This is a genomic window from Micromonospora sp. WMMD558 (assembly GCF_049315255.1).
GTDB lineage: Bacteria > Actinomycetota > Actinomycetes > Mycobacteriales > Micromonosporaceae > Micromonospora.
On the sequence record NZ_CP186061.1, the window covers coordinates 6,290,537 to 6,306,771 of the forward strand.

Annotated in this window: 22 protein-coding genes; 15 read left to right on the forward strand and 7 right to left on the reverse strand. The window is 72.3% G+C overall.

The features are described 5' to 3' along the window. The first annotated feature begins 20 nt into the window (after positions 1–20). The 5 genes from ACN26Y_RS29715 (at position 21) to ACN26Y_RS29735 (ending at position 4,553) form a co-directional block, all read left to right on the forward strand. Positions 21–878: a spermidine synthase gene (locus ACN26Y_RS29715; RefSeq protein WP_155333378.1), complete on the forward strand. Its 858-nt coding sequence runs from the start codon at positions 21–23 to the stop codon at positions 876–878. A 78-nt stretch (positions 879–956) separates the two neighbouring features. Beyond that, positions 957–1,652 (forward strand): sigma-70 family RNA polymerase sigma factor, encoded by a 696-nt coding sequence (locus ACN26Y_RS29720; RefSeq protein WP_155333379.1) that lies wholly within the window; start codon positions 957–959, stop codon positions 1,650–1,652. Beyond that, positions 1,649–2,434 (forward strand): anti-sigma factor family protein, encoded by a 786-nt coding sequence (locus ACN26Y_RS29725; RefSeq protein ID WP_155333380.1) that lies wholly within the window; start codon positions 1,649–1,651, stop codon positions 2,432–2,434. Before ACN26Y_RS29720 ends, ACN26Y_RS29725 begins: the two co-directional genes overlap by 4 nt. A 203-nt stretch (positions 2,435–2,637) precedes the next feature. Next, positions 2,638–3,291: a hypothetical protein gene (locus ACN26Y_RS29730; RefSeq protein WP_155333381.1), complete on the forward strand. Its 654-nt coding sequence runs from the start codon at positions 2,638–2,640 to the stop codon at positions 3,289–3,291. Between the two features lie 344 nt (positions 3,292–3,635). Next, the gene (locus tag ACN26Y_RS29735; protein WP_422733981.1) at positions 3,636–4,553 is read left to right on the forward strand and encodes a DNA-3-methyladenine glycosylase family protein; all 918 of its coding nucleotides are present in this window, start codon (positions 3,636–3,638) and stop codon (positions 4,551–4,553) included. Here the strand turns inward: ACN26Y_RS29735 and ACN26Y_RS29740 are convergent. Next, positions 4,550–5,056 carry a DUF1990 family protein gene (locus tag ACN26Y_RS29740; RefSeq protein ID WP_155333383.1) on the reverse strand — a complete coding sequence of 169 codons (507 nt, stop codon included), beginning with the start codon at positions 5,054–5,056 and terminating at the stop codon, positions 4,550–4,552. The two genes, ACN26Y_RS29735 and ACN26Y_RS29740, sit on opposite strands and share 4 nt — an antisense overlap. A 78-nt stretch (positions 5,057–5,134) precedes the next feature. Here ACN26Y_RS29740 and ACN26Y_RS29745 point away from each other — a divergent pair, with 78 nt between their 5' ends. After that, entirely contained in the window at positions 5,135–5,617 is a 483-nt protein-coding gene (locus tag ACN26Y_RS29745) for a GNAT family N-acetyltransferase (protein WP_155333384.1), read from the forward strand. A 64-nt stretch (positions 5,618–5,681) separates the two neighbouring features. On the opposite strand, the gene ACN26Y_RS29750 is transcribed toward ACN26Y_RS29745, so the two are convergent. After that, positions 5,682–5,894, reverse strand: coding sequence for a hypothetical protein (locus tag ACN26Y_RS29750; protein ID WP_155333385.1), 213 nt, complete (start codon positions 5,892–5,894; stop codon positions 5,682–5,684). 136 nt (positions 5,895–6,030) lie between these two features. Between ACN26Y_RS29750 and ACN26Y_RS29755 the strand changes: the two genes are divergently transcribed. Next, positions 6,031–7,140, forward strand: a complete 1,110-nt coding sequence (locus ACN26Y_RS29755) for an ATP-dependent DNA ligase (RefSeq protein ID WP_422733982.1) — start codon at positions 6,031–6,033, stop codon at positions 7,138–7,140. An 89-nt stretch (positions 7,141–7,229) separates the two neighbouring features. Beyond that, a complete protein-coding gene (locus tag ACN26Y_RS29760) occupies positions 7,230–8,771 on the forward strand; it encodes an alpha/beta hydrolase (RefSeq protein ID WP_422734987.1) in 1,542 nt (513 codons plus the stop codon). On the opposite strand, the gene ACN26Y_RS29765 is transcribed toward ACN26Y_RS29760, so the two are convergent. After that, complete coding sequence (locus ACN26Y_RS29765; protein WP_155333388.1) at positions 8,698–9,210, reverse strand: potassium channel family protein; 513 nt, start codon at positions 9,208–9,210, stop codon at positions 8,698–8,700. The genes ACN26Y_RS29760 and ACN26Y_RS29765 overlap by 74 nt on opposite strands. Positions 9,211–9,284: 74 nt before the next feature. Here ACN26Y_RS29765 and ACN26Y_RS29770 point away from each other — a divergent pair, with 74 nt between their 5' ends. Continuing rightward, complete coding sequence (locus ACN26Y_RS29770; protein ID WP_155333389.1) at positions 9,285–9,728, forward strand: GNAT family N-acetyltransferase; 444 nt, start codon at positions 9,285–9,287, stop codon at positions 9,726–9,728. Between the two features lie 22 nt (positions 9,729–9,750). Here ACN26Y_RS29770 and ACN26Y_RS29775 read toward each other — a convergent pair whose 3' ends face one another. From ACN26Y_RS29775 to ACN26Y_RS29785, 3 genes are all read right to left on the reverse strand, one after another. Continuing rightward, complete coding sequence (locus tag ACN26Y_RS29775; RefSeq protein WP_155333390.1) at positions 9,751–10,179, reverse strand: hypothetical protein; 429 nt, start codon at positions 10,177–10,179, stop codon at positions 9,751–9,753. Positions 10,180–10,289: 110 nt separating this feature from the next. Continuing rightward, entirely contained in the window at positions 10,290–10,772 is a 483-nt protein-coding gene (locus ACN26Y_RS29780) for a hypothetical protein (RefSeq protein ID WP_155333391.1), read from the reverse strand. 83 nt (positions 10,773–10,855) lie between these two features. Beyond that, on the reverse strand, positions 10,856–11,602 hold the full coding sequence (locus ACN26Y_RS29785) for a GntR family transcriptional regulator (RefSeq protein ID WP_422733983.1): 747 nt from the start codon (positions 11,600–11,602) through the stop codon (positions 10,856–10,858). Positions 11,603–12,105: 503 nt separating this feature from the next. Between ACN26Y_RS29785 and ACN26Y_RS29790 the strand changes: the two genes are divergently transcribed. The 6 genes from ACN26Y_RS29790 (at position 12,106) to ACN26Y_RS29815 (ending at position 15,935) form a co-directional block, all read left to right on the forward strand. After that, complete coding sequence (locus ACN26Y_RS29790; protein WP_155333921.1) at positions 12,106–13,497, forward strand: NF041680 family putative transposase; 1,392 nt, start codon at positions 12,106–12,108, stop codon at positions 13,495–13,497. A 503-nt stretch (positions 13,498–14,000) separates the two neighbouring features. Next, the gene (locus ACN26Y_RS29795) at positions 14,001–14,297 is read left to right on the forward strand and encodes a hypothetical protein (protein WP_422733984.1); all 297 of its coding nucleotides are present in this window, start codon (positions 14,001–14,003) and stop codon (positions 14,295–14,297) included. Beyond that, the gene (locus ACN26Y_RS29800; protein ID WP_422733985.1) at positions 14,294–14,533 is read left to right on the forward strand and encodes a hypothetical protein; all 240 of its coding nucleotides are present in this window, start codon (positions 14,294–14,296) and stop codon (positions 14,531–14,533) included. The genes ACN26Y_RS29795 and ACN26Y_RS29800 overlap by 4 nt, the downstream gene beginning before the upstream one ends. Then, positions 14,530–14,895, forward strand: a complete 366-nt coding sequence (locus ACN26Y_RS29805; protein WP_422733986.1) for a hypothetical protein — start codon at positions 14,530–14,532, stop codon at positions 14,893–14,895. The genes ACN26Y_RS29800 and ACN26Y_RS29805 overlap by 4 nt, the downstream gene beginning before the upstream one ends. After that, positions 14,889–15,485, forward strand: coding sequence for a DUF2637 domain-containing protein (locus tag ACN26Y_RS29810; RefSeq protein WP_422733987.1), 597 nt, complete (start codon positions 14,889–14,891; stop codon positions 15,483–15,485). Before ACN26Y_RS29805 ends, ACN26Y_RS29810 begins: the two co-directional genes overlap by 7 nt. A 33-nt stretch (positions 15,486–15,518) precedes the next feature. Then, positions 15,519–15,935, forward strand: coding sequence for a hypothetical protein (locus ACN26Y_RS29815; RefSeq protein WP_422733988.1), 417 nt, complete (start codon positions 15,519–15,521; stop codon positions 15,933–15,935). Positions 15,936–16,053: 118 nt separating this feature from the next. Here ACN26Y_RS29815 and ACN26Y_RS29820 read toward each other — a convergent pair whose 3' ends face one another. Then, positions 16,054–16,227 (reverse strand): hypothetical protein, encoded by a 174-nt coding sequence (locus tag ACN26Y_RS29820; RefSeq protein ID WP_422733989.1) that lies wholly within the window; start codon positions 16,225–16,227, stop codon positions 16,054–16,056. Positions 16,228–16,235: the final 8 nt, after the last annotated feature.

Sequence of the window (16,235 nt, forward strand, 5' to 3'; positions counted from 1 at the left end):
GCGGCCGGCGGACCCGACTGATGGGCCGCAAACGGGCCACCGACCGGATCGTCGCGGACGTCGACACCGGCCGGGCCGAGCTGGTGCCCGACCCGGCCCGGGCGGGCTCGTGGACGCTGCTGCTCGACGGCGCGCCGCAGTCGCACGTGGACCTCGCGGACCCCACCCACCTGGAGTTCGAGTACGTGCGGCGGCTCGCCGCCGCGATCGATCTGCTCGCCCCGGCCGGCACGCCGCTGCGCGTGCTGCACCTGGGCGGCGGCGCGCTCACCCTGGCCCGGTACGTGTCGACCACCCGCCCCGGCTCGACCCAGCGGGTGGTCGAGGTGGACGGCGCCCTGGTGGACCTGGTCCGCCGGGAGCTGCCCTGGCCGTCCGATCCCCGGCTCCGGGTCCGGGTCGGCGACGCCCGGGCGGTGCTCGCCGGCACCCGCGAGCGCAGCGTCGACGTGGTGGTCGCCGACGTGTTCGCCGGTGCCCGCACTCCGGCCCACCTGACCTCGGTGGAGTACGCGGCCGAGGTGGCCCGGGTGCTCCGGCCGGCCGGCTGGTACCTGGCCAACGTCGCCGACGGGCCGCCGCTGCGGCACGCCCGCCGTCAGGTCGCCACGGTCCGGTCGGTGCTGCCGAGCCTGGCGCTGGTCGGGGACGCGGCCGTGCTGCGGGGCCGCCGCTACGGCAACCTCGTGCTGCTCGCCGGCCGTGCCGACCCGCCGCTGCCGGAGCTGACCCGGCGGGTCGCCGGGGACTGGTTCCCCGGCCGGGTGGTGACCGGCGAGGAGCTGGACCGCTTCGCCGGCGGCGCTCCCGTCGTGCACGACGCCGACGCCACCGACTCGACGCCACCGCCGCCGGGAATTTTCTCGGTCCGCCGTTGATCCGTCCGGCCGCCGGATGCGTACCAACGGACGGCCAGCCCGTGGGGGGACGGCCGCAGTCATCTCCCGGAGGTCTGCATGCATGCGGTGGCGGCCGGCTGGCACGGTGACAGGGTGCGTCCGGGCTGGATGTCCGCGCGTTCCCAGTCCCGGCCGAGCGCGTCTGCACGCGGGGTCGACGCACGACAGGTCCCTCGCCAGAATGGGCCGGTGACGCCCCGACCCGCTCCCGGACGCCACCAGGCGGCGCCGTCCGCCGAGGCGAGCCACTCGGATCATCTGGTCCGGCTGCTCTACGCCGAGCACGCCGGCCCGTTGCTGGCCTTCGTCATGCGGCTGACCGGTGGGGACCGGCAGCGGGCGGAGGACATCGTCCAGGAGACCCTGCTGCGGGCGTGGCGCAACGCGCACCGGCTCGGCGCGCAGGGTCAGGGCTCGCTGCGCCCCTGGCTGGTGACCGTGGCGCGCCGCATCGCCATCGACGAGCACCGCAGCGAGCAGGCCCGGCCGGCCGAGACGTACGACCGGGACCTGACCGCGTTCGCCGAGGCGGACAGCACCGACCGGGTGCTGCGCACGATGACGGTGGCGGACGCGCTGCGTACGCTGAGTCAGTCGCACCGGGAGATCCTGGTCGCGACCTACTTCCGGGGCCGGACGGTCCCGGAGGCCGCCGAGGAGCTGGGCCTTCCGCTCGGCACGGCGAAGTCACGGGTCTACTACGCGCTGCGCGCGCTGCGCACGGCTCTGCAGGAACGGGGGGTGACGGAATGAGCCGGGCGGACCACATGGACGTCGCCGCGTACGCGCTCGGCGTGCTGGACGAGCACGACACCGAGCGGTTCGAGGAGCACCTCGCCACCTGCTGGGCCTGCGCGGCCGAGCTGGAGACGATGGTGCCGGTGGTCGGGCTGCTCTCCGGCATCGACGGCGAGACGATGAGCGCCCTGGAGCAGACGCAGACCGATCCGGCGTTGCTGGACCGGACGCTGGTGGCGGTGCGGGCGCACCGGCGGCGGACCCGGTTCCGGCAGGTGCTCGCCACGGCCGCCGCCGTGGTGGTCTTCGGCGGGCTGACCGGGGTCGGCTTCGCCAACATCGTGGCGGACAGCGCTCCGCCGCGGGTGGACGCCCAGCCCACCACCGGCCCGACCGGCCCGGTCGTACCCCGGTCCAGCGGCCCGGACGACATCGGTATCGGTGGCGACAAGGGTCTGCCCGAGGGCAAGCGGCACGACGAGGTGGACGGCACCACCGGCGTGGAGGCGTCGTTCTTCGTCGCGAAGAAGGAGTTCGGCACCAACGTGAACTTCATCCTGGCGAAACTGCCCGGACCCCGCACCTGCCGACTGGTGGTGGTCCGCGACAACAACACCAGTGAGGTTCTCTCCACCTGGTCCGTCCCGGGTGGCGGGTACGGCACCAACACCAACTCCAACAAGTTGACGCTGAGTGCCGCGACCGCGACCCCGGTCGCTCAGATCAAGCACTTCCAGGTGCAGTCGGTGGACGCGAACGGGGTGGCCAGCCCGCTGGTCACGATCCCGATCGACTGACCGAAGCCACACGTATCGGCGCCGGCTGCATTGGCCGGCGCCGATCAGGCGTTCCTTGACAAAATCGCCTCTCGCGTCCACACACGAATCGTCGACCGGATCGGTTCAACCATTCTTCAGTGAAATTGGCCACTGTTCCACATTCAACCTTGACAGCGCGCCGCCCGTATCTCCCGGTGAACTGCCAAGAATGAGGAGGGCACGTGGCACAGATGAAGCGGACCGTCATCGTCGCGAGTGCGATGGTCGCACTTACGGCCTGCGCTCCCGCGGGCTACGACGGGGCGAACTCCAGCGCCGCCGAGCCGGTCGCCGTCGCCGCGGCCGAGCCCACCGCGGCTGTCGAACCTGAGGCGACCGCGACCGCCTCCGCGGCACCGCCGGCGGACGACGTCGCCCCCCAGCAACCGCCCGCCAACGTCGATCTCACCGAGACGCTCATCGCCAAGAAGGTCGCGCGGATGGGCAGCGTCGTCACCGACCAGGACGGGTGGATCCTCTACCGCTTCGACAAGGACACCAACGACCCGGCGGCGTCGAACTGCGTCGACAAGTGCGCGGAGGTGTGGCCCCCGGCGCTGACCGACGGCGAGCCGCAGCTCAACAACGTCGCCGACGACCTGGTCGGCACCATCACCCGGCAGGACGGCACCCGTCAGATCACGCTGGACGGCTGGCCGTTGTACCGCTACATCGGCGACAAGAAGCCCGGCCAGTGGAAGGGCCAGGGCGTCGGTGGTACCTGGTTCGTGGTCGCCCCCGACGGCAAGAAGAACCTGACCTGCCTGCCGACCGGCACGCCGAAGCCCGTCGCGCCGCCGTCGGACGCGGAGAAGGACGGGGGCTCCGACTACTGACACCGGTCCACCCCGGACCCGGTGGCCGGTCGGAGGAGGGAGGGCCGGCCGGCCACCGTCGCCAGATCCGGACGCCGGGCGTACCGGCAACGCCCACGCGTCCGACCGCGGCGCCGGCCCGTCCCCCGGGCCGGCGCCGCGCCACGACGGCCACCGGCCGTCACGCAGCCCCCGGCGCGGACGTGGGCGGCGGTCGCCCCGCCGGCAGGCGGCCCGCCGTGGTCCCCCAACCCGCACCCACGGCCGGATCCCGGCCGGTCCGCCCCGGTGAGGACGACACCGTCGGCGCCCCAGGCGCCGGCGGTGTCGTCCGTCACCGGCCCCACTCGTGGCAGCATGTCCGGGTGACCGGGACCGAACCCTCCGCCCGCCGGGTGCTGCGCCCACCCGCCGGGTACCGGCTGGCCGCGTCGGTCCGGTCGCTCACCTTCAGCCCGTACGACCCCTGCGCGCGCGTCGCCGCCGGGACCTTCTGGTGGGCCACCCGCTCCCCGGCCGGGCCGGCGACCCTCGCCCTGCGGCCGGTCGCGGGCGACCTCCTGGCCGAGGGGTACGGCCCCGGCGCCGACTGGGTCGTGGAGCGGGCCGACGCGGTCGCCGGGCTCCGGGACGACCTGAGCGGTTTCGCCGAGCTGGCCGCCGCCCACCCGGTCGTGGCCGAGCTGGCGGCTCGGCACCGCGGGCTCCGGATGCCCGCCACCGGCCAGGTGTTTCCCCGGCTGCTGCGGGCCGTCTTCGAACAGAAGGTGACCGGCAAGGAGGCCTATCGGGCGTACGCCGCGACCGTTCGCCACTTCCGGGCGGCGGCCCCCGGTCCGGTGGCGTTGCTGCTCCCGCCGGAGCCGGCGGCGGTGGCCGCCACCCCGTACTGGGTCTTCCACCCCTTCGGGGTCGAGCAGCGGCGCGCGGACACGCTGCGCCGGGCCGCCGCGGTGGCCGACCGGCTGGAACGCTGCGCGGACTCCGCCGAGGCGACACGCCGACTCACCGCCGTCGCGGGGATCGGGCCGTGGACCGCCGCCGAGGTGGTACGCGTCGCGTACGGCGACCCGGACGCGGTCAGCGTCGGCGACTACCACGTGCCGAACACCGTGGCCTGGGCACTGGCCGGTGAGGCACGCGGGGACGACGCCCGGATGCTCGCCCTGCTGGAGCCGTTCCGGGGGCACCGGGGCCGCGTCTGCGTCCTGCTGGAGGCCGCCGGCATCCAGGCACCGAAGTTCGGCCCCCGCGCACCGATCCGCTCCTTCGCGCGGTTCTAGGCCTGGGTCGGGCAGAGGCGGCGCAGCGTCCGGCCCAGCCACCAGGCGTACCCGTGCTGCACGCCCCGGGCCGCCGGACCGGCGGCGCGCACGAACCAGCGGTCCGGGACGCTGAACGCCACCACCTCGAACCGGACGTGGCCGGCGGCGTCCCGGCTGACCAGGAACGCCTCCTCCCCGCGCTCCGGGTGGCCCGGCCGGGTGCCGTACCCGAATCCGGCCCGCTCCGGGCCGTCCTCGGTCCACACCACCTCGCAGGGGCCCCAGATCCGCAGCGGGCCGACGCCCAGCCCGGGGGTGACCGCGACTCCCGGTGCGGCGCGCGGGGCGTCGGTGCGCATCCGCACCCCGGCCGCGCGGTGCAGCCGCCAGGTGAGGACCGCCTCGGCCGCGGTGGCGAAGGCGCCGTCCGGGAGGCGGAAGCGGTGCCGCAGGTGGTGGTAACCGTCGGGCAGCCGCCCGTCACGGGTCGCACCCACCTCGGCGTAGGTCAGGTCGGGCACGGGATCACAGTGCCACGGCACCCTCACCCCCGGTACGCGGGGCACCGCGGACCGGGCGGGCTGTGGTTGGCTGGGCCGGTGACCGCACCTCCGCTGATCGCCCCCGCGACCCCCGCCGACGCCGGGGAGATCCTGACCGTGCAGCGCGCCGCCTACCTGACCGAGGCGCAGCGTTACGCCGATCCGTTCCTGCCGCCGCTCACCGAGACGCTCGACGAGGTGCGCGCGGCGGTGGCCGGGCCGCAGACCGTTCTCACCGCCCGGCTCGGCAACCGGCTGGTCGGGTCCGTCCGCATCCGCGTCGAGGGCGACATCGCGCACGTGGGCCGGCTGTCGGTCGCACCGGACCAGCAGGGCCGGGGCATCGGCGGGCGGCTGCTGCGGGCGGTCGAGGCGGTGGTGGCCGCGCGGGTCTGCCGCTTCGCCCTGTTCACCGGCGCGGACAGCGCGGACAACCTCCGGCTGTACCAGCGGCACGGCTACCGGGTCGTGGGGCACGATTCGGACCCGAACGGCGTCCGGCTGGCCCTGCTGGAGAAGCCGGTCCCGCTCCGCTGCTGATCGACCGGCCCCGCCGGCCGGACGGCTTCGCTTGCCGACTCGCCGGTCCGGCGGTCCCGGCTGGTCAGGCGGCCTCGCGCAGGTCGGCCAGTTCCAGCGGCGTGTGCCGACGCAGCAGCTCGGCCAGCTCGTCGACGGTGCCGACCTCGCCGAGCACGTTCTTGCCGCCGCCGTACCGCACCGGGTAGCGGTGCACCAGCCGGTACCGGTATCGGCCGCGGATCAGCTCGACACTCACCCGCCACCGCCCACAGCACCCGCAGACCCACTCCCGCACCCGGCGAAAGTAGCTCTGACCTGCGGATTTCCGATTGCCCCGGCAGCGCCGAAGGGGGACGGCGAGGGACAGGCCGCCCGCCGGCCAGCGGTGATCCTCCTCACGGTTGTCGGTGCCGTCTGGTTGACTGGTCGCCGTGAAGCTGCCGATCACCCCGCCGGTCGAGCCGATGCTCGCCAAGAGCGTCCCGCGGGTCCCCACCGCACCCGGGATGACGTATGAGCCGAAGTGGGACGGCTTCCGGTGCATCGTGTTCCGCGACGGCGACGAGGTCGAGCTGGCCAGCCGGGGCGGCAAGTCGATGACGCGCTACTTCCCGGAGGTGGTCGAGCAGGCCCGCCGGCAGCTGCCCGAGCGCTGCGCGGTCGACGGCGAGCTGATCGTGATCCGGCGCGACGGGCCCGGTGGTCAGCCCCGGCTCGACTTCGAGCTGCTGGCCCAGCGCATCCACCCGGCCGCGTCCCGGGTGAAGCTGCTGGCCGAGACCACCCCCGCCGACTTCGTCGCGTTCGACCTGCTCGCTCTCGACGACGAGACGTTCCTCGACCTGCCCTACCCGCAGCGCCGGGCCCGGCTCGAGGCGGCGCTGGCCGGGGTCCGGCCGCCGGTGCACGTCACCCAGATCACCACCGATCCGCAGACGGCCCACCGCTGGTTCGACCTGTTCGAGGGCGCCGGGCTCGACGGTTTGATCGCGAAGCCGGCCGACCTGCCCTACGAACCGGGCAAGCGGCTGATGTTCAAGGTCAAGCACGCGCGCACCGCCGACGCCGTGGTGGCGGGTTTCCGCTGGCACAAGTCCGGCCCGGTGGTCGGCTCGCTCCTGCTCGGCCTCTACGACGACGAGGGCGTGCTGCACCACATCGGGGTGAGCGCGTCGTTCACCATGGCCCGGCGCGAGGAGCTGCTGACGGAGCTCGAGCCGTACCGGGACGGTGGCGCGGACCATCCGTGGGTGCACGGCGACCACGAGCGCGGGCAGCGCATCCCGGGTGGGGTCAGCCGCTGGACCGGCGGGAAGAACCTGGAGTGGGAGCCGCTGCGTCCCGAGCTCGTCGTCGAGGTGGGCTACGACGCGATGGAGGGTGACCGGTTCCGCCACACCGCCCGCTTCGTCCGGTGGCGGCCGGACCGGGACCCCCGCTCCTGCCGCTACGACCAGCTCGACCGTCCGGTCCGTTTCGACGTCGACCAGGTGCTGCGCGGTGACCCGGCGAGCGTCGGCCCCGCGTCCGGGCCGGCCTGATCCCGATCACGAAAGGCGCGCTCGTGTTCCGCACTTCCGCCCGCCGGCCAGGAGTCCGTCCGGAACGAGGTTCCGGACGCTCTCCGGCGCTGGCCGGCCTGGTCGCCGCCATCCTGGTCGCCGCCGGCTGCACCGTGCCGGCGTTCGCCCCGCGCACCGACGTCGGGGGTGAGGCGGCGGCCCCGGGCGCCGCAGCGACCTGGCGGGCCTGCCCGGAGGTGGCCGAGGAGCTGGTCGGCCGTACGGCGCCGGGCATGCGCTACGAGTGCGCCCGCGTGGCCGTGCCGCGCAACTGGGGTGGTGGCACCGGCGCCACCTCCGGCCCGGGCGCCGGGGAGACGTTCGAGATCGCGCTGCTGCGGGCCCGGTCGACCAAACAGCGGGACCGGATCGGCTCGCTGCTGATCAACCCGGGCGGTCCCGGCGGTTCGGGCGTCGACACCGCCGTCTACCTGTCCTTCGGAGCGGCGCTGGGCGGGCTGCCCGCCTCGATCACCGACCGCTTCGACATCGTCGGCTTCGACCCGCGCGGCGTCGCCCGCTCCAGCCCGGTGGAGTGCATCTCCGACAAGGACCTCGACGCGAGCTTCGGCTACGACCCCGATCCGGAGAGCCAGCCGGCGTTCGACGGCTTCGTCACGCTCAACCAGCGCATCGGGCGCGGCTGCGGGGAGCGGTACGGTGACCAGTTGCCGCTGTACGGCACCGAGCAGGCCGCCCGCGACATGGACGCGATCCGGGCGGCGGTGGGCGACGAGAAGCTGACCTACCTGGGCTACTCGTACGGCACGCTGCTCGGCGCCACGTACGCCCAACTCCACCCCCAGCGGGTCCGGGCGCTGGTGCTCGACGGAGCGGTCGACCCGCGAATGGGTCTGATCGCGTCCTCGGAGAGCCAGGCCAAGGGCTTCGAGCGGGCGTTCGACAACTTCTCGCGGTGGTGCGCGGCCAACGCCGGCCGCTGCCCGATCGCGCCCGATGCCCGCGCGGCCGTCACGTCGGCCATCGACAAGGCGCGGGTCTCCCCCGTCCGGGGTGACGGCGGCCGGGAGGCGACGCCGGGGTGGATCTTCTACGCGGTGGTCTCCTCGCTCTACACCGAGGCGGGCTGGCAGGAGCTGGCCGGGGCGATCGAAGAGTTGGAGGACGGCGATCCGACCGACGTGTTCCGCCTCGCCGACGCGTACGCGGGCCGGGAACCCGACGGCACGTACTCGAACCTGTTCGACGCCAACCTCGCGGTGAACTGCGCCGACGAGGAGGAGAAGCCGAGCCGGGAGCAGATCCGGCAGCTCCAGACGCGGTGGCGCCAGGCGTACCCGCTGTTCGGCCCGGCGCTCGCCGTCGGCATGCTCACCTGCGCCGAGTGGCCCGGCGGGCGCGACCCGTACCCGACCGGGCGGGCGGAGGGCGCGCCGCCGATCCTCGTCGTCGGCACCACCGGGGACCCGGCGACCCCGTACGAGCAGACGCCGGCGCTCGCCGGGATGCTGGGCGTGGGCCGGGTGCTGACCTGGGAGGGCGAGGGGCACACCGCCTACCCGCAGACGTCCTGCGTCACCGCGGCGGTCGACGCTTACCTGATCTCGTTGACCGTTCCCAGGGAGGGGCTTCGCTGCCCGGCCCGCTGACCGGCTGCTCCGGCGGCAGGTCGGGCAGTTCGATGCCGTGCCGCGCGGCGATCTCCTCCAGCAGCGCCCGCATCCGGCGTACGTCCGCCTTAAGCTGCTCCTGCTCGTCGTGCTCGAACGCGTCGTCGTCCACGATGAGTCGGCTGGCGAAGTGGGCGGTGATCAGCGGGATGACCAACAGCACCATGGTGGAGATGAGCAGCGCGGCGAGGGTCCGTCCCGCCCAGGTGGTCGGTGAGATGTCGCCGTAGCCGACGGTGGAGGCGGTCACCACCGCCCACCACACCGCGTCGGCGGGGCTTCGGTTCTCCACCTCGCCGTAGATGATGCCGGCGATCACGATCATCAGCAGGTACGACGCGATCAACGTCCGGGGTGAGTTCGCGAACCAGACCAGCCCCCGGTAGATCCACCGGAACGGCAGCAGGAGGACGTCCATGGGGCATCATGCTGCCCGCTACCCGCAACCACCGCTCACACATCCGCCGGCGTCCCTGTGTCAGGCTCGGCGGCATGATCTTCCGTGAAGCCGTCCGGGCCGATCTGCCCGCCGTCATCGCCCTGCTCGCCGACGACGTGCTCGGCCGGACACGGGACCACACCGAGGTCGACGAACGGTACGAGCGCGCCTTCGCCGACATCACCGCCGACCCGCGCAACCAGCTCATCGTCGCCGACGCCGGCGGTGAGCTGCTCGGCTGCATGCAGCTCACCTACATCCCGGGGCTGGGCCGGCACGGCACCGAGCGGCAGCTCGTCGAGGCGGTCCGTGTCCGCTCCGACCAGCGCGGGCGCGGGCTGGGCCGGCAGATGATGACCTGGGCGATCGACCAGGCGCGGGCCCGCGGCTGCGGGCTGGTCCAGCTCACCACCGACAAGTCCCGCCACGACGCGCACCGCTTCTACCTGGGCCTCGGCTTCGTGGCCAGTCACGAGGGCATGAAGCTACCGCTCTGACCCCACCCGGGGCGGTCGGCCGTCAGGCCGTCGACGCCGGCCGTTCATCCCGCGACCCGGGCCAGCGCAGGCCCGCTTCCTCGGCGGCGGCCCGGGCCCGCTCGACGAACCGCGACACGCTGCCGTCCAGCTCGGCCAGCTCGGCAGGACCGAGCAGCAGCACCGGCCCGCCGTCGGTCACGGCGAGCACGCAGGGCGTACGGCCCTCGCTCGCGGCGTGGATGTCGGCGTTGCGCTCGTTGAGGTGCACAAGCTGAACCGGAACGCCCAGGGTGGGGACGACGTCCCGCCATTCCCGCTTCGGCCCGAAGCCGCGGTGGGTGATGTCGCAGAGGGCGCACTCCGTGGTCCCCCGGAGCTTGCCGACGAGGTACGCCAGCTCACCACGGAGGCCACCGTCGGCGTGGTAGACGCCGACCAGCCGTCGGATCACACCGGTCGAGGGGGTCATGCCACCCATTCTGCCGGTCAGCGCGGCGAACCGACGTCTCGCCCGGGCCGACGCCGAGCACCAGGTAGCGGCCACCCACCAGGTGTCCCGGGAAGCCCCCAAGGTGCGGTTCAGTCGCCGGAGAAGCCGGTGAAGTGGATCTGCGCGGGGCGGCCGTCGAGCTGGCTTACGACGTATACGCCCTGCCAGCGTTCGCGTATCGAGGATGGGTTGAAGTCCTTCATCCACTCGACGACCTGGGTCGGCGTGGGCGTTCGGGTTCCGAAGAACTCAAGCGTCTGCTCATCGTTCAACGGAGAGACGGTGAACGGCGCCGGTCCAGCCGAGACTCCGTTGACCATGTCGATGATCGAGTACGTGCCTGACTCCGGTTGCGCTGCGAACAGTGTGTCCGGGTCGACCGGTTCCGGCCGCCGCTGGGCGGCACGCCAGTCCGCGAGGAGGTACTCGTTGATCCCGCTGCCGTCGTGGGCGGGGTCCAGTCTGGCGCGAAACTCGTCCTCAGCCAGGGCATACAGCGGGTTGGGCTCCTCGCGGTAGTACGCGCCCTCGGCATATACGTCCTGACGTAGCTGTTCAAGCGCGGTGGCCACGTCCGACTGGTAGGTAACGCTGTACGACCATCCCGAAGCGCCCACGTTCTCCCCGCTCGATGTCGATTGGCCGAGGGCCGACGCTAGTCCACCGGCACCCGGTACACCACCTCGTAGTACGGGCCCAGGACGATATCGGCAGTCTCCACCGCCAGTGGCCCGGCGTAGTACGTCCGCTCGATGACGAGAACGTGCGACCCGCGCGCCGTCAGCTCCAGCCCCTCGATCTCCGCTGGGCTGGCCGGTCTGGTGGTGACTCTCTCCTCGAACGCGTCGATTCGAACGCCGATCGTGTCCATACGGGCCACCACGCCCACCGCCGCGCCCTCCTCGGGCCATTCAACCGGTGTCCCTCCGGTGATGGCGAGCGGTTCGTGGGACTCCGACAGCTGGATGGGATGACCGTCGGAGCGAAACCGGTAGCGGGTGCGCATCACCGGGTCTCCGGGGTCGATCCCGAGTCTGGCCGCAACGGCAGGAGTAGCGGTGGTGTGTTCGCTGCTGTGCTCCCAGTCAGGCCGCTGGCCGGCGGCGGTGGCGTCGCGGGCGAAGGGTGAGGTCGGACCGGTGGCGGTGCGCAGGTCCCGGCCGTGGGCCCGCCGGGTGAGTCGACGGACCTGGCGTACGTAGTTGCCCGACCCGCGTCGACCCTCGATCAGTCCTTCGCCCTGCAGGATCGACAGGGCCGCTTTGACGACGGTCGTGGACACGCCGAACTGTTGCCGTAGCTGAGCTTCGGTGGGCAGCTTGTCGCCGGGACGAAGCGTCCCGTCACTGATCATGCCGCGCAGGGCTGTGGCGATGCGCAGATAAGCGGGGGCTGTGGGCATGGAGGAAGTGCCCTCCTTTCCGGTCTGCGCGCTCAGTCGACCACATCCGATTTAGTGCGCCAAATCTTGGCCGATGCATTGCCCGACGCAAGCTAGTGCACTAACTTGCGAGGTAGCTCCGTCACCGGCTGCTTCCGGTCTGCGACCAGATAGCCGGTGACCCTCACCCGTGCATGGGAGGCTCCCGTGGGCATACACACCGCGCCTGCCGAACGTCTGGCCCAACAGCGACGATCTCGGCAGGCCAAGCCGTGACGGTGCCTGAGCTTGTTCTTTAACCTCGGCGCCCGTGTGGGGCGCTGATCCTGTGTGGACTCGGCGTGTCATGGAGACGTAAACCGGCCACCACCTGATGATCCTTCACGTTCCCTGCAAGGACACGAAGAACAGAACAGGTGGTGGCCGTGGCCACGATTCTGGACTACCTGGGTGGCCTCGTGTTGCCCGACACGCCCACGCCCGACACGTCGGCGGTCGGGTCGGCCGAGGATCCAGCAGCGAGGTTGGCCGGGTTTCGTCGGGACTTCTACCGGTGTCTGCCACGTCGGGCGGACGCGTTGTTCGAGCTCACCGACGCGCTGCTGTGCTCGGGAGGGCCGGTGACCAGCCTGGTCGACCTGTCGTTGGCCGCCGAGCACCGCCGTGGTCACGGCGCCCTGTACGACGCTTTGGGCGCCGGCGGGATCGATGTCGCCCGGCTGCGGGTGACCCTCGCAGGGTTGGCGCTGCCCCGCGCCACGGACGGGCGGATCATGCTCGCCGTTGACGTCAGCAACTGGCTGCGCCCGGACGCGGCCACCAGCCCGGATCGGTTGTTCTGCCACACCTACGGCCGCGGCAAAGGCTCCGCCCAGATGATCCCCGGCTGGCCGTACTCGTTCGTCGCCGCCTTGGAACCAGGCCGCACGTCGTGGACACAGGTACTCGACGCGGTGCGGCTGGGCCCGGCCGACGACGCCACCGCGGTCACCGCCGACCAGCTCCGGCAGCTGATCGACCGGCTGATCCGTGCCGGGCACTGGCGCCCCGGCGACCCCGACATCCTGATCGTCTGTGACACCGGCTACGACACCGCCCGGCTGGCCTGGGTGCTGTCCGACCTGCCCGTGCTCCTGGTCGGCCGGATCCGCTCGGACCGGGTCCTCCGGTTTCCCAAGCCGAGCAGGCAGCCGGGTGCCATCGGCCGTCCCCGCAAACACGGCGCCGAGTTCGCCTGCAACGACCCGGCCACCTGGCCCGCGCCGCAACACACCACCCTCACCCCGACCAGCCGCTACGGCACCGCGCAAGCCGACAGCTGGGACCAGCTGCACCCCAGGCTGACCCGCCGCACCTGCTGGATCGACCACGACGGTGACCTGCCGATCATCACCGGCACCCTGATCCGGCTACAGGTCGAGCACCTGCCCGGCGAGCGTGACCCCAAACCGGTGTGGCTGTGGTGCTCCGCCACCAACGCCACCACCGCCGATGTCGACCACTGGTGGCAGGCCTTCCTCCGCAGATTCGACCTCGAGCACACGTTTCGACTGTTCAAACAGACCCTGGGATGGACTCGGCCGAAGATCCGCACCACCGAAGCCGCTGACCGGTGGACCTGGCTGATCATCGCCGCCTACACTCAGCTACGCCTCGCGCGACCCCTCGTCGCGGACCTGCGTCGACCGTGGGAGCGGCCAACGGCACCTGACCGGCTCACTCCCGCCCGGGTCCGTCGGGGGTTTCGGAACTTGCGCCCGAAGACCACCCTGCCCGCAAGTGCGCCGAAACCCAGCAGACCAGGTCCTGGACGCCCGTACGGATCACGAAACCGTAGACCAGCACCCCGCCACGACGTCGGTAAAACCGTCAAGCGTGACCTGAGCATCACCGCACGTAAACAGCGCACAGGTTAAAGATCAAGCTGAGGTCCTGACGAAAATTCCCTACTACGTAGAGCAGGCCGGTTACTGCATTGCCCTACACGAGAAGGCCAGCTGTCCGGCCTGCACCGACACCGGATGCCCGAGGCTGGACGAGGCTGCTGATGTCTTGGCCGTCTTCCGCGAGCAACGTCGCACGAGGTACGGGATCAAGCGGAACTTTTTGAGCCACGGACATCACGATCTGGGCCGCTCCGGGAAACCGGTCTGCGAGTCGGCGTTGTGCCAGCCGGGAAGTCTGCTCAGGTAGCGGTTCCCCGAGGGCGGTCGCGGTCCTTGGAGGGCTGGACCCGCTTCGGCTCACCGGGCATCTTCGGGGAGCCCTAGGCGTAGCGGTGTGCTTCACCAGCTAAAACGCAGGTCGCAGACGAGCGTAGACAGGGAGGTTATCGGGCGGATCTCAGCCGCCTAAAGCGCCCCCGGAACGGTGATCTCAGCACCGCCCGGGGACTTGATCGACCCCGGGAGGTCGACCCATGGAGAAGACTACTGACCCCACACAGGTACAGCACCCCACCTGGTGCCTCAAGGGCCTCGTCTGCACCGAGGACGGCTTGCACCACTCCCGCCCGCTGGTGGCGAACTCCGGCGACGCGTACGACGCGATCCGGGTCTGGTTGGAGCAGGCGTGGACCCTCGACGCGCCGAGCGTGGCGTTCGAGTCCACGGTCGACGGGGAGGTCCGCTACACCTATCTGCCGTTGGCGCAGGTGCGGGTGTTGCGGCACCAGCTCGGGCGTCTGCTGGAGGCGGCGAAGCGGGGTGCGCGGTGAGCGCGCTGACCACGCAGGCCCGCGAGACCATCAAGAACTACGGCTGGACCGAGCGCGTCACGATCGCCGGCTACACACGCCACTACTTCGGCGAGCAGCCGTGGGGCGGCGACGCGTGTGGCTGCGTCGACGACCGGTGCATCGGCTTCCACCACAACGACGAGGGCGACTGCCAGTGCCTGCCCGTGTGGCTCGACGACTACGTCAAGGCGCTCCGGGCCGGTGGTGCGAAGTGAGCCGGCGGGAGCGGTGGTGGCGGCCGGCGGTCAGCACCCGCCCGGCGACCCGTACCCGGCGACGGGTGCGGATGGTGTCGGAGGATCAGGCGGCGCGTAGCTACGAGCTGGGCTACGAGGCGGGGCAGCGGGACGAGGCGAAGCGGGCGCGGCAGCGCGACGACCTGCTCCACCGGCTCGCCGACGCCTGCAACGAGGGACCGGAGGCGGTGTCGGAGCTCGCCGCGCAGTGGGGTTTCGGCCAGGGCGACGACCTGCTCGACTTCGCCGACGCGGCCGGCGTGACCCCGCTCGCCGACGTCGACCCGGGCGAGCTGGTCGCCGACCTCGAGGCCTGGCTACGGGACGGCGGCCAGTGCTGATCCGGTACGCGCGGACCACCTCGGCGGCAGTCGTCGCCGGGGTGGCCGCGGTCGCGTCCTACTCGCACATGCGGGACCTCGCGGCCGAGCACGGCCAGTCCCCGCTCCTGGCCAACCTGCTCCCGATCAGCGTGGACGGGATGTTGATCGTGGCGAGCGCGGTCATGGCCGATGACCGGGCGGACGGGCGTCCTGTCCGGTTGTCCGCGCGGGTGTCGTTCGTGGTCGGGGTGGTGGCCAGCATCGTGGCGAACGTGCTCGCGGCGCCGCCGGACCCGGTGGCGCGGGTGATCTCGGCGTGGCCGGCGCTTGCCCTGTTGCTGGTCGTCGAGATGCTGTCCGGTGGACCTGCACGGGTGTCTCACCCGCGCAGGTCCGCGGCACCCGTGGGCGTGACGCCCACAACTGACCCCCCGGACAAAACCCCGCCGACCAGCAACGGCGGCCGGCCGTCGGCGGCGGCGCGGGTACTCGCCGCCCGCACCGCCGACCCGGACGCCACGGTCGCGGACATCGCCCGGCAGGCCGGGGTGTCCGACCGGACAGCACGGCGGCACCTCAACGGCACGTCACTTGCACCCGGACATTAGCGTTTTTCACGCAGCGTCAACGGAAGGAAACCGATGAGACGCTCAGCAATCCGTCGGCTCGGCCTGGCGGTCGGCTTGGTCGTTGTCCTGGCCGTCGTCATCGGCTTCGCGCTGTCCGACGGCCCACCAGCGCCGGTGGACAGCGCGCCTTCCGCGGCGCCGGCCAGCGCGACACCGACCCCGGCGGCGCCCGCCACGCCGGCGCCGCGGGCGCTGACCGATGGGATCTACCTGGTGGGTGCGGAGGTCCCCGCCGGGGTGTACACCACCGCCGTGCCGGCCACGAAGGCGTACGGCTGCTACTGGGCGCGGCTACGCAGCTTCGGCCGATCGGACTCGATCATCGACCAGCGCAACCTCGAACCCGGCGAGACCGCGCGCGTGGTCGTCAAGCCGACCGACAAGGGCTTCAAGGTGTCGAACGGCTGCACCTGGCATCAGGCGCTCTAGCCCCGCTTCGGTCGCGGCCCGGACGGCCCGGTCGGCTTCGGCGGACCACCCGGCCGCGGGCCGGCGGGCGGGGTGCGGGTCGGCTTCGGTGTGGGCATCGGCCGTGGTTTCGGCTTGCTCACGCCGGCTTGTTGGGCACGGCGTAGACGACGCCGAGCCCGGCGAGGGTCGCGCCCGCCACAGTGACCCACTCGGCGGGGGTGACGGTGTTGTCGACCAGCGCGGTGCCGAGCGCGCCGAGCCCGGCGAGCAGGGCGGCCACAACTGCCTTCGCGTACGGCTTCCACTGCATGACGTCCT

Coding starts and splice junctions, on each gene's coding strand:
- ACN26Y_RS29715 (WP_155333378.1), top strand. CDS start 21: ATGGGCCGCAAACGGGCCACCGACCGGATCGTCGCGGACGTCGACACC.
- ACN26Y_RS29720 (WP_155333379.1), top strand. CDS start 957: ATGCATGCGGTGGCGGCCGGCTGGCACGGTGACAGGGTGCGTCCGGGC.
- ACN26Y_RS29725 (WP_155333380.1), top strand. CDS start 1,649: ATGAGCCGGGCGGACCACATGGACGTCGCCGCGTACGCGCTCGGCGTG.
- ACN26Y_RS29765 (WP_155333388.1), bottom strand. CDS start 9,210: ATGGACGTCCTCCTGCTGCCGTTCCGGTGGATCTACCGGGGGCTGGTC.
- ACN26Y_RS29770 (WP_155333389.1), top strand. CDS start 9,285: ATGATCTTCCGTGAAGCCGTCCGGGCCGATCTGCCCGCCGTCATCGCC.
- ACN26Y_RS29775 (WP_155333390.1), bottom strand. CDS start 10,179: ATGACCCCCTCGACCGGTGTGATCCGACGGCTGGTCGGCGTCTACCAC.
- ACN26Y_RS29785 (WP_422733983.1), bottom strand. CDS start 11,602: ATGCCCACAGCCCCCGCTTATCTGCGCATCGCCACAGCCCTGCGCGGC.
- ACN26Y_RS29795 (WP_422733984.1), top strand. CDS start 14,001: ATGGAGAAGACTACTGACCCCACACAGGTACAGCACCCCACCTGGTGC.
- ACN26Y_RS29815 (WP_422733988.1), top strand. CDS start 15,519: ATGAGACGCTCAGCAATCCGTCGGCTCGGCCTGGCGGTCGGCTTGGTC.
- ACN26Y_RS29820 (WP_422733989.1), bottom strand. CDS start 16,227: ATGCAGTGGAAGCCGTACGCGAAGGCAGTTGTGGCCGCCCTGCTCGCC.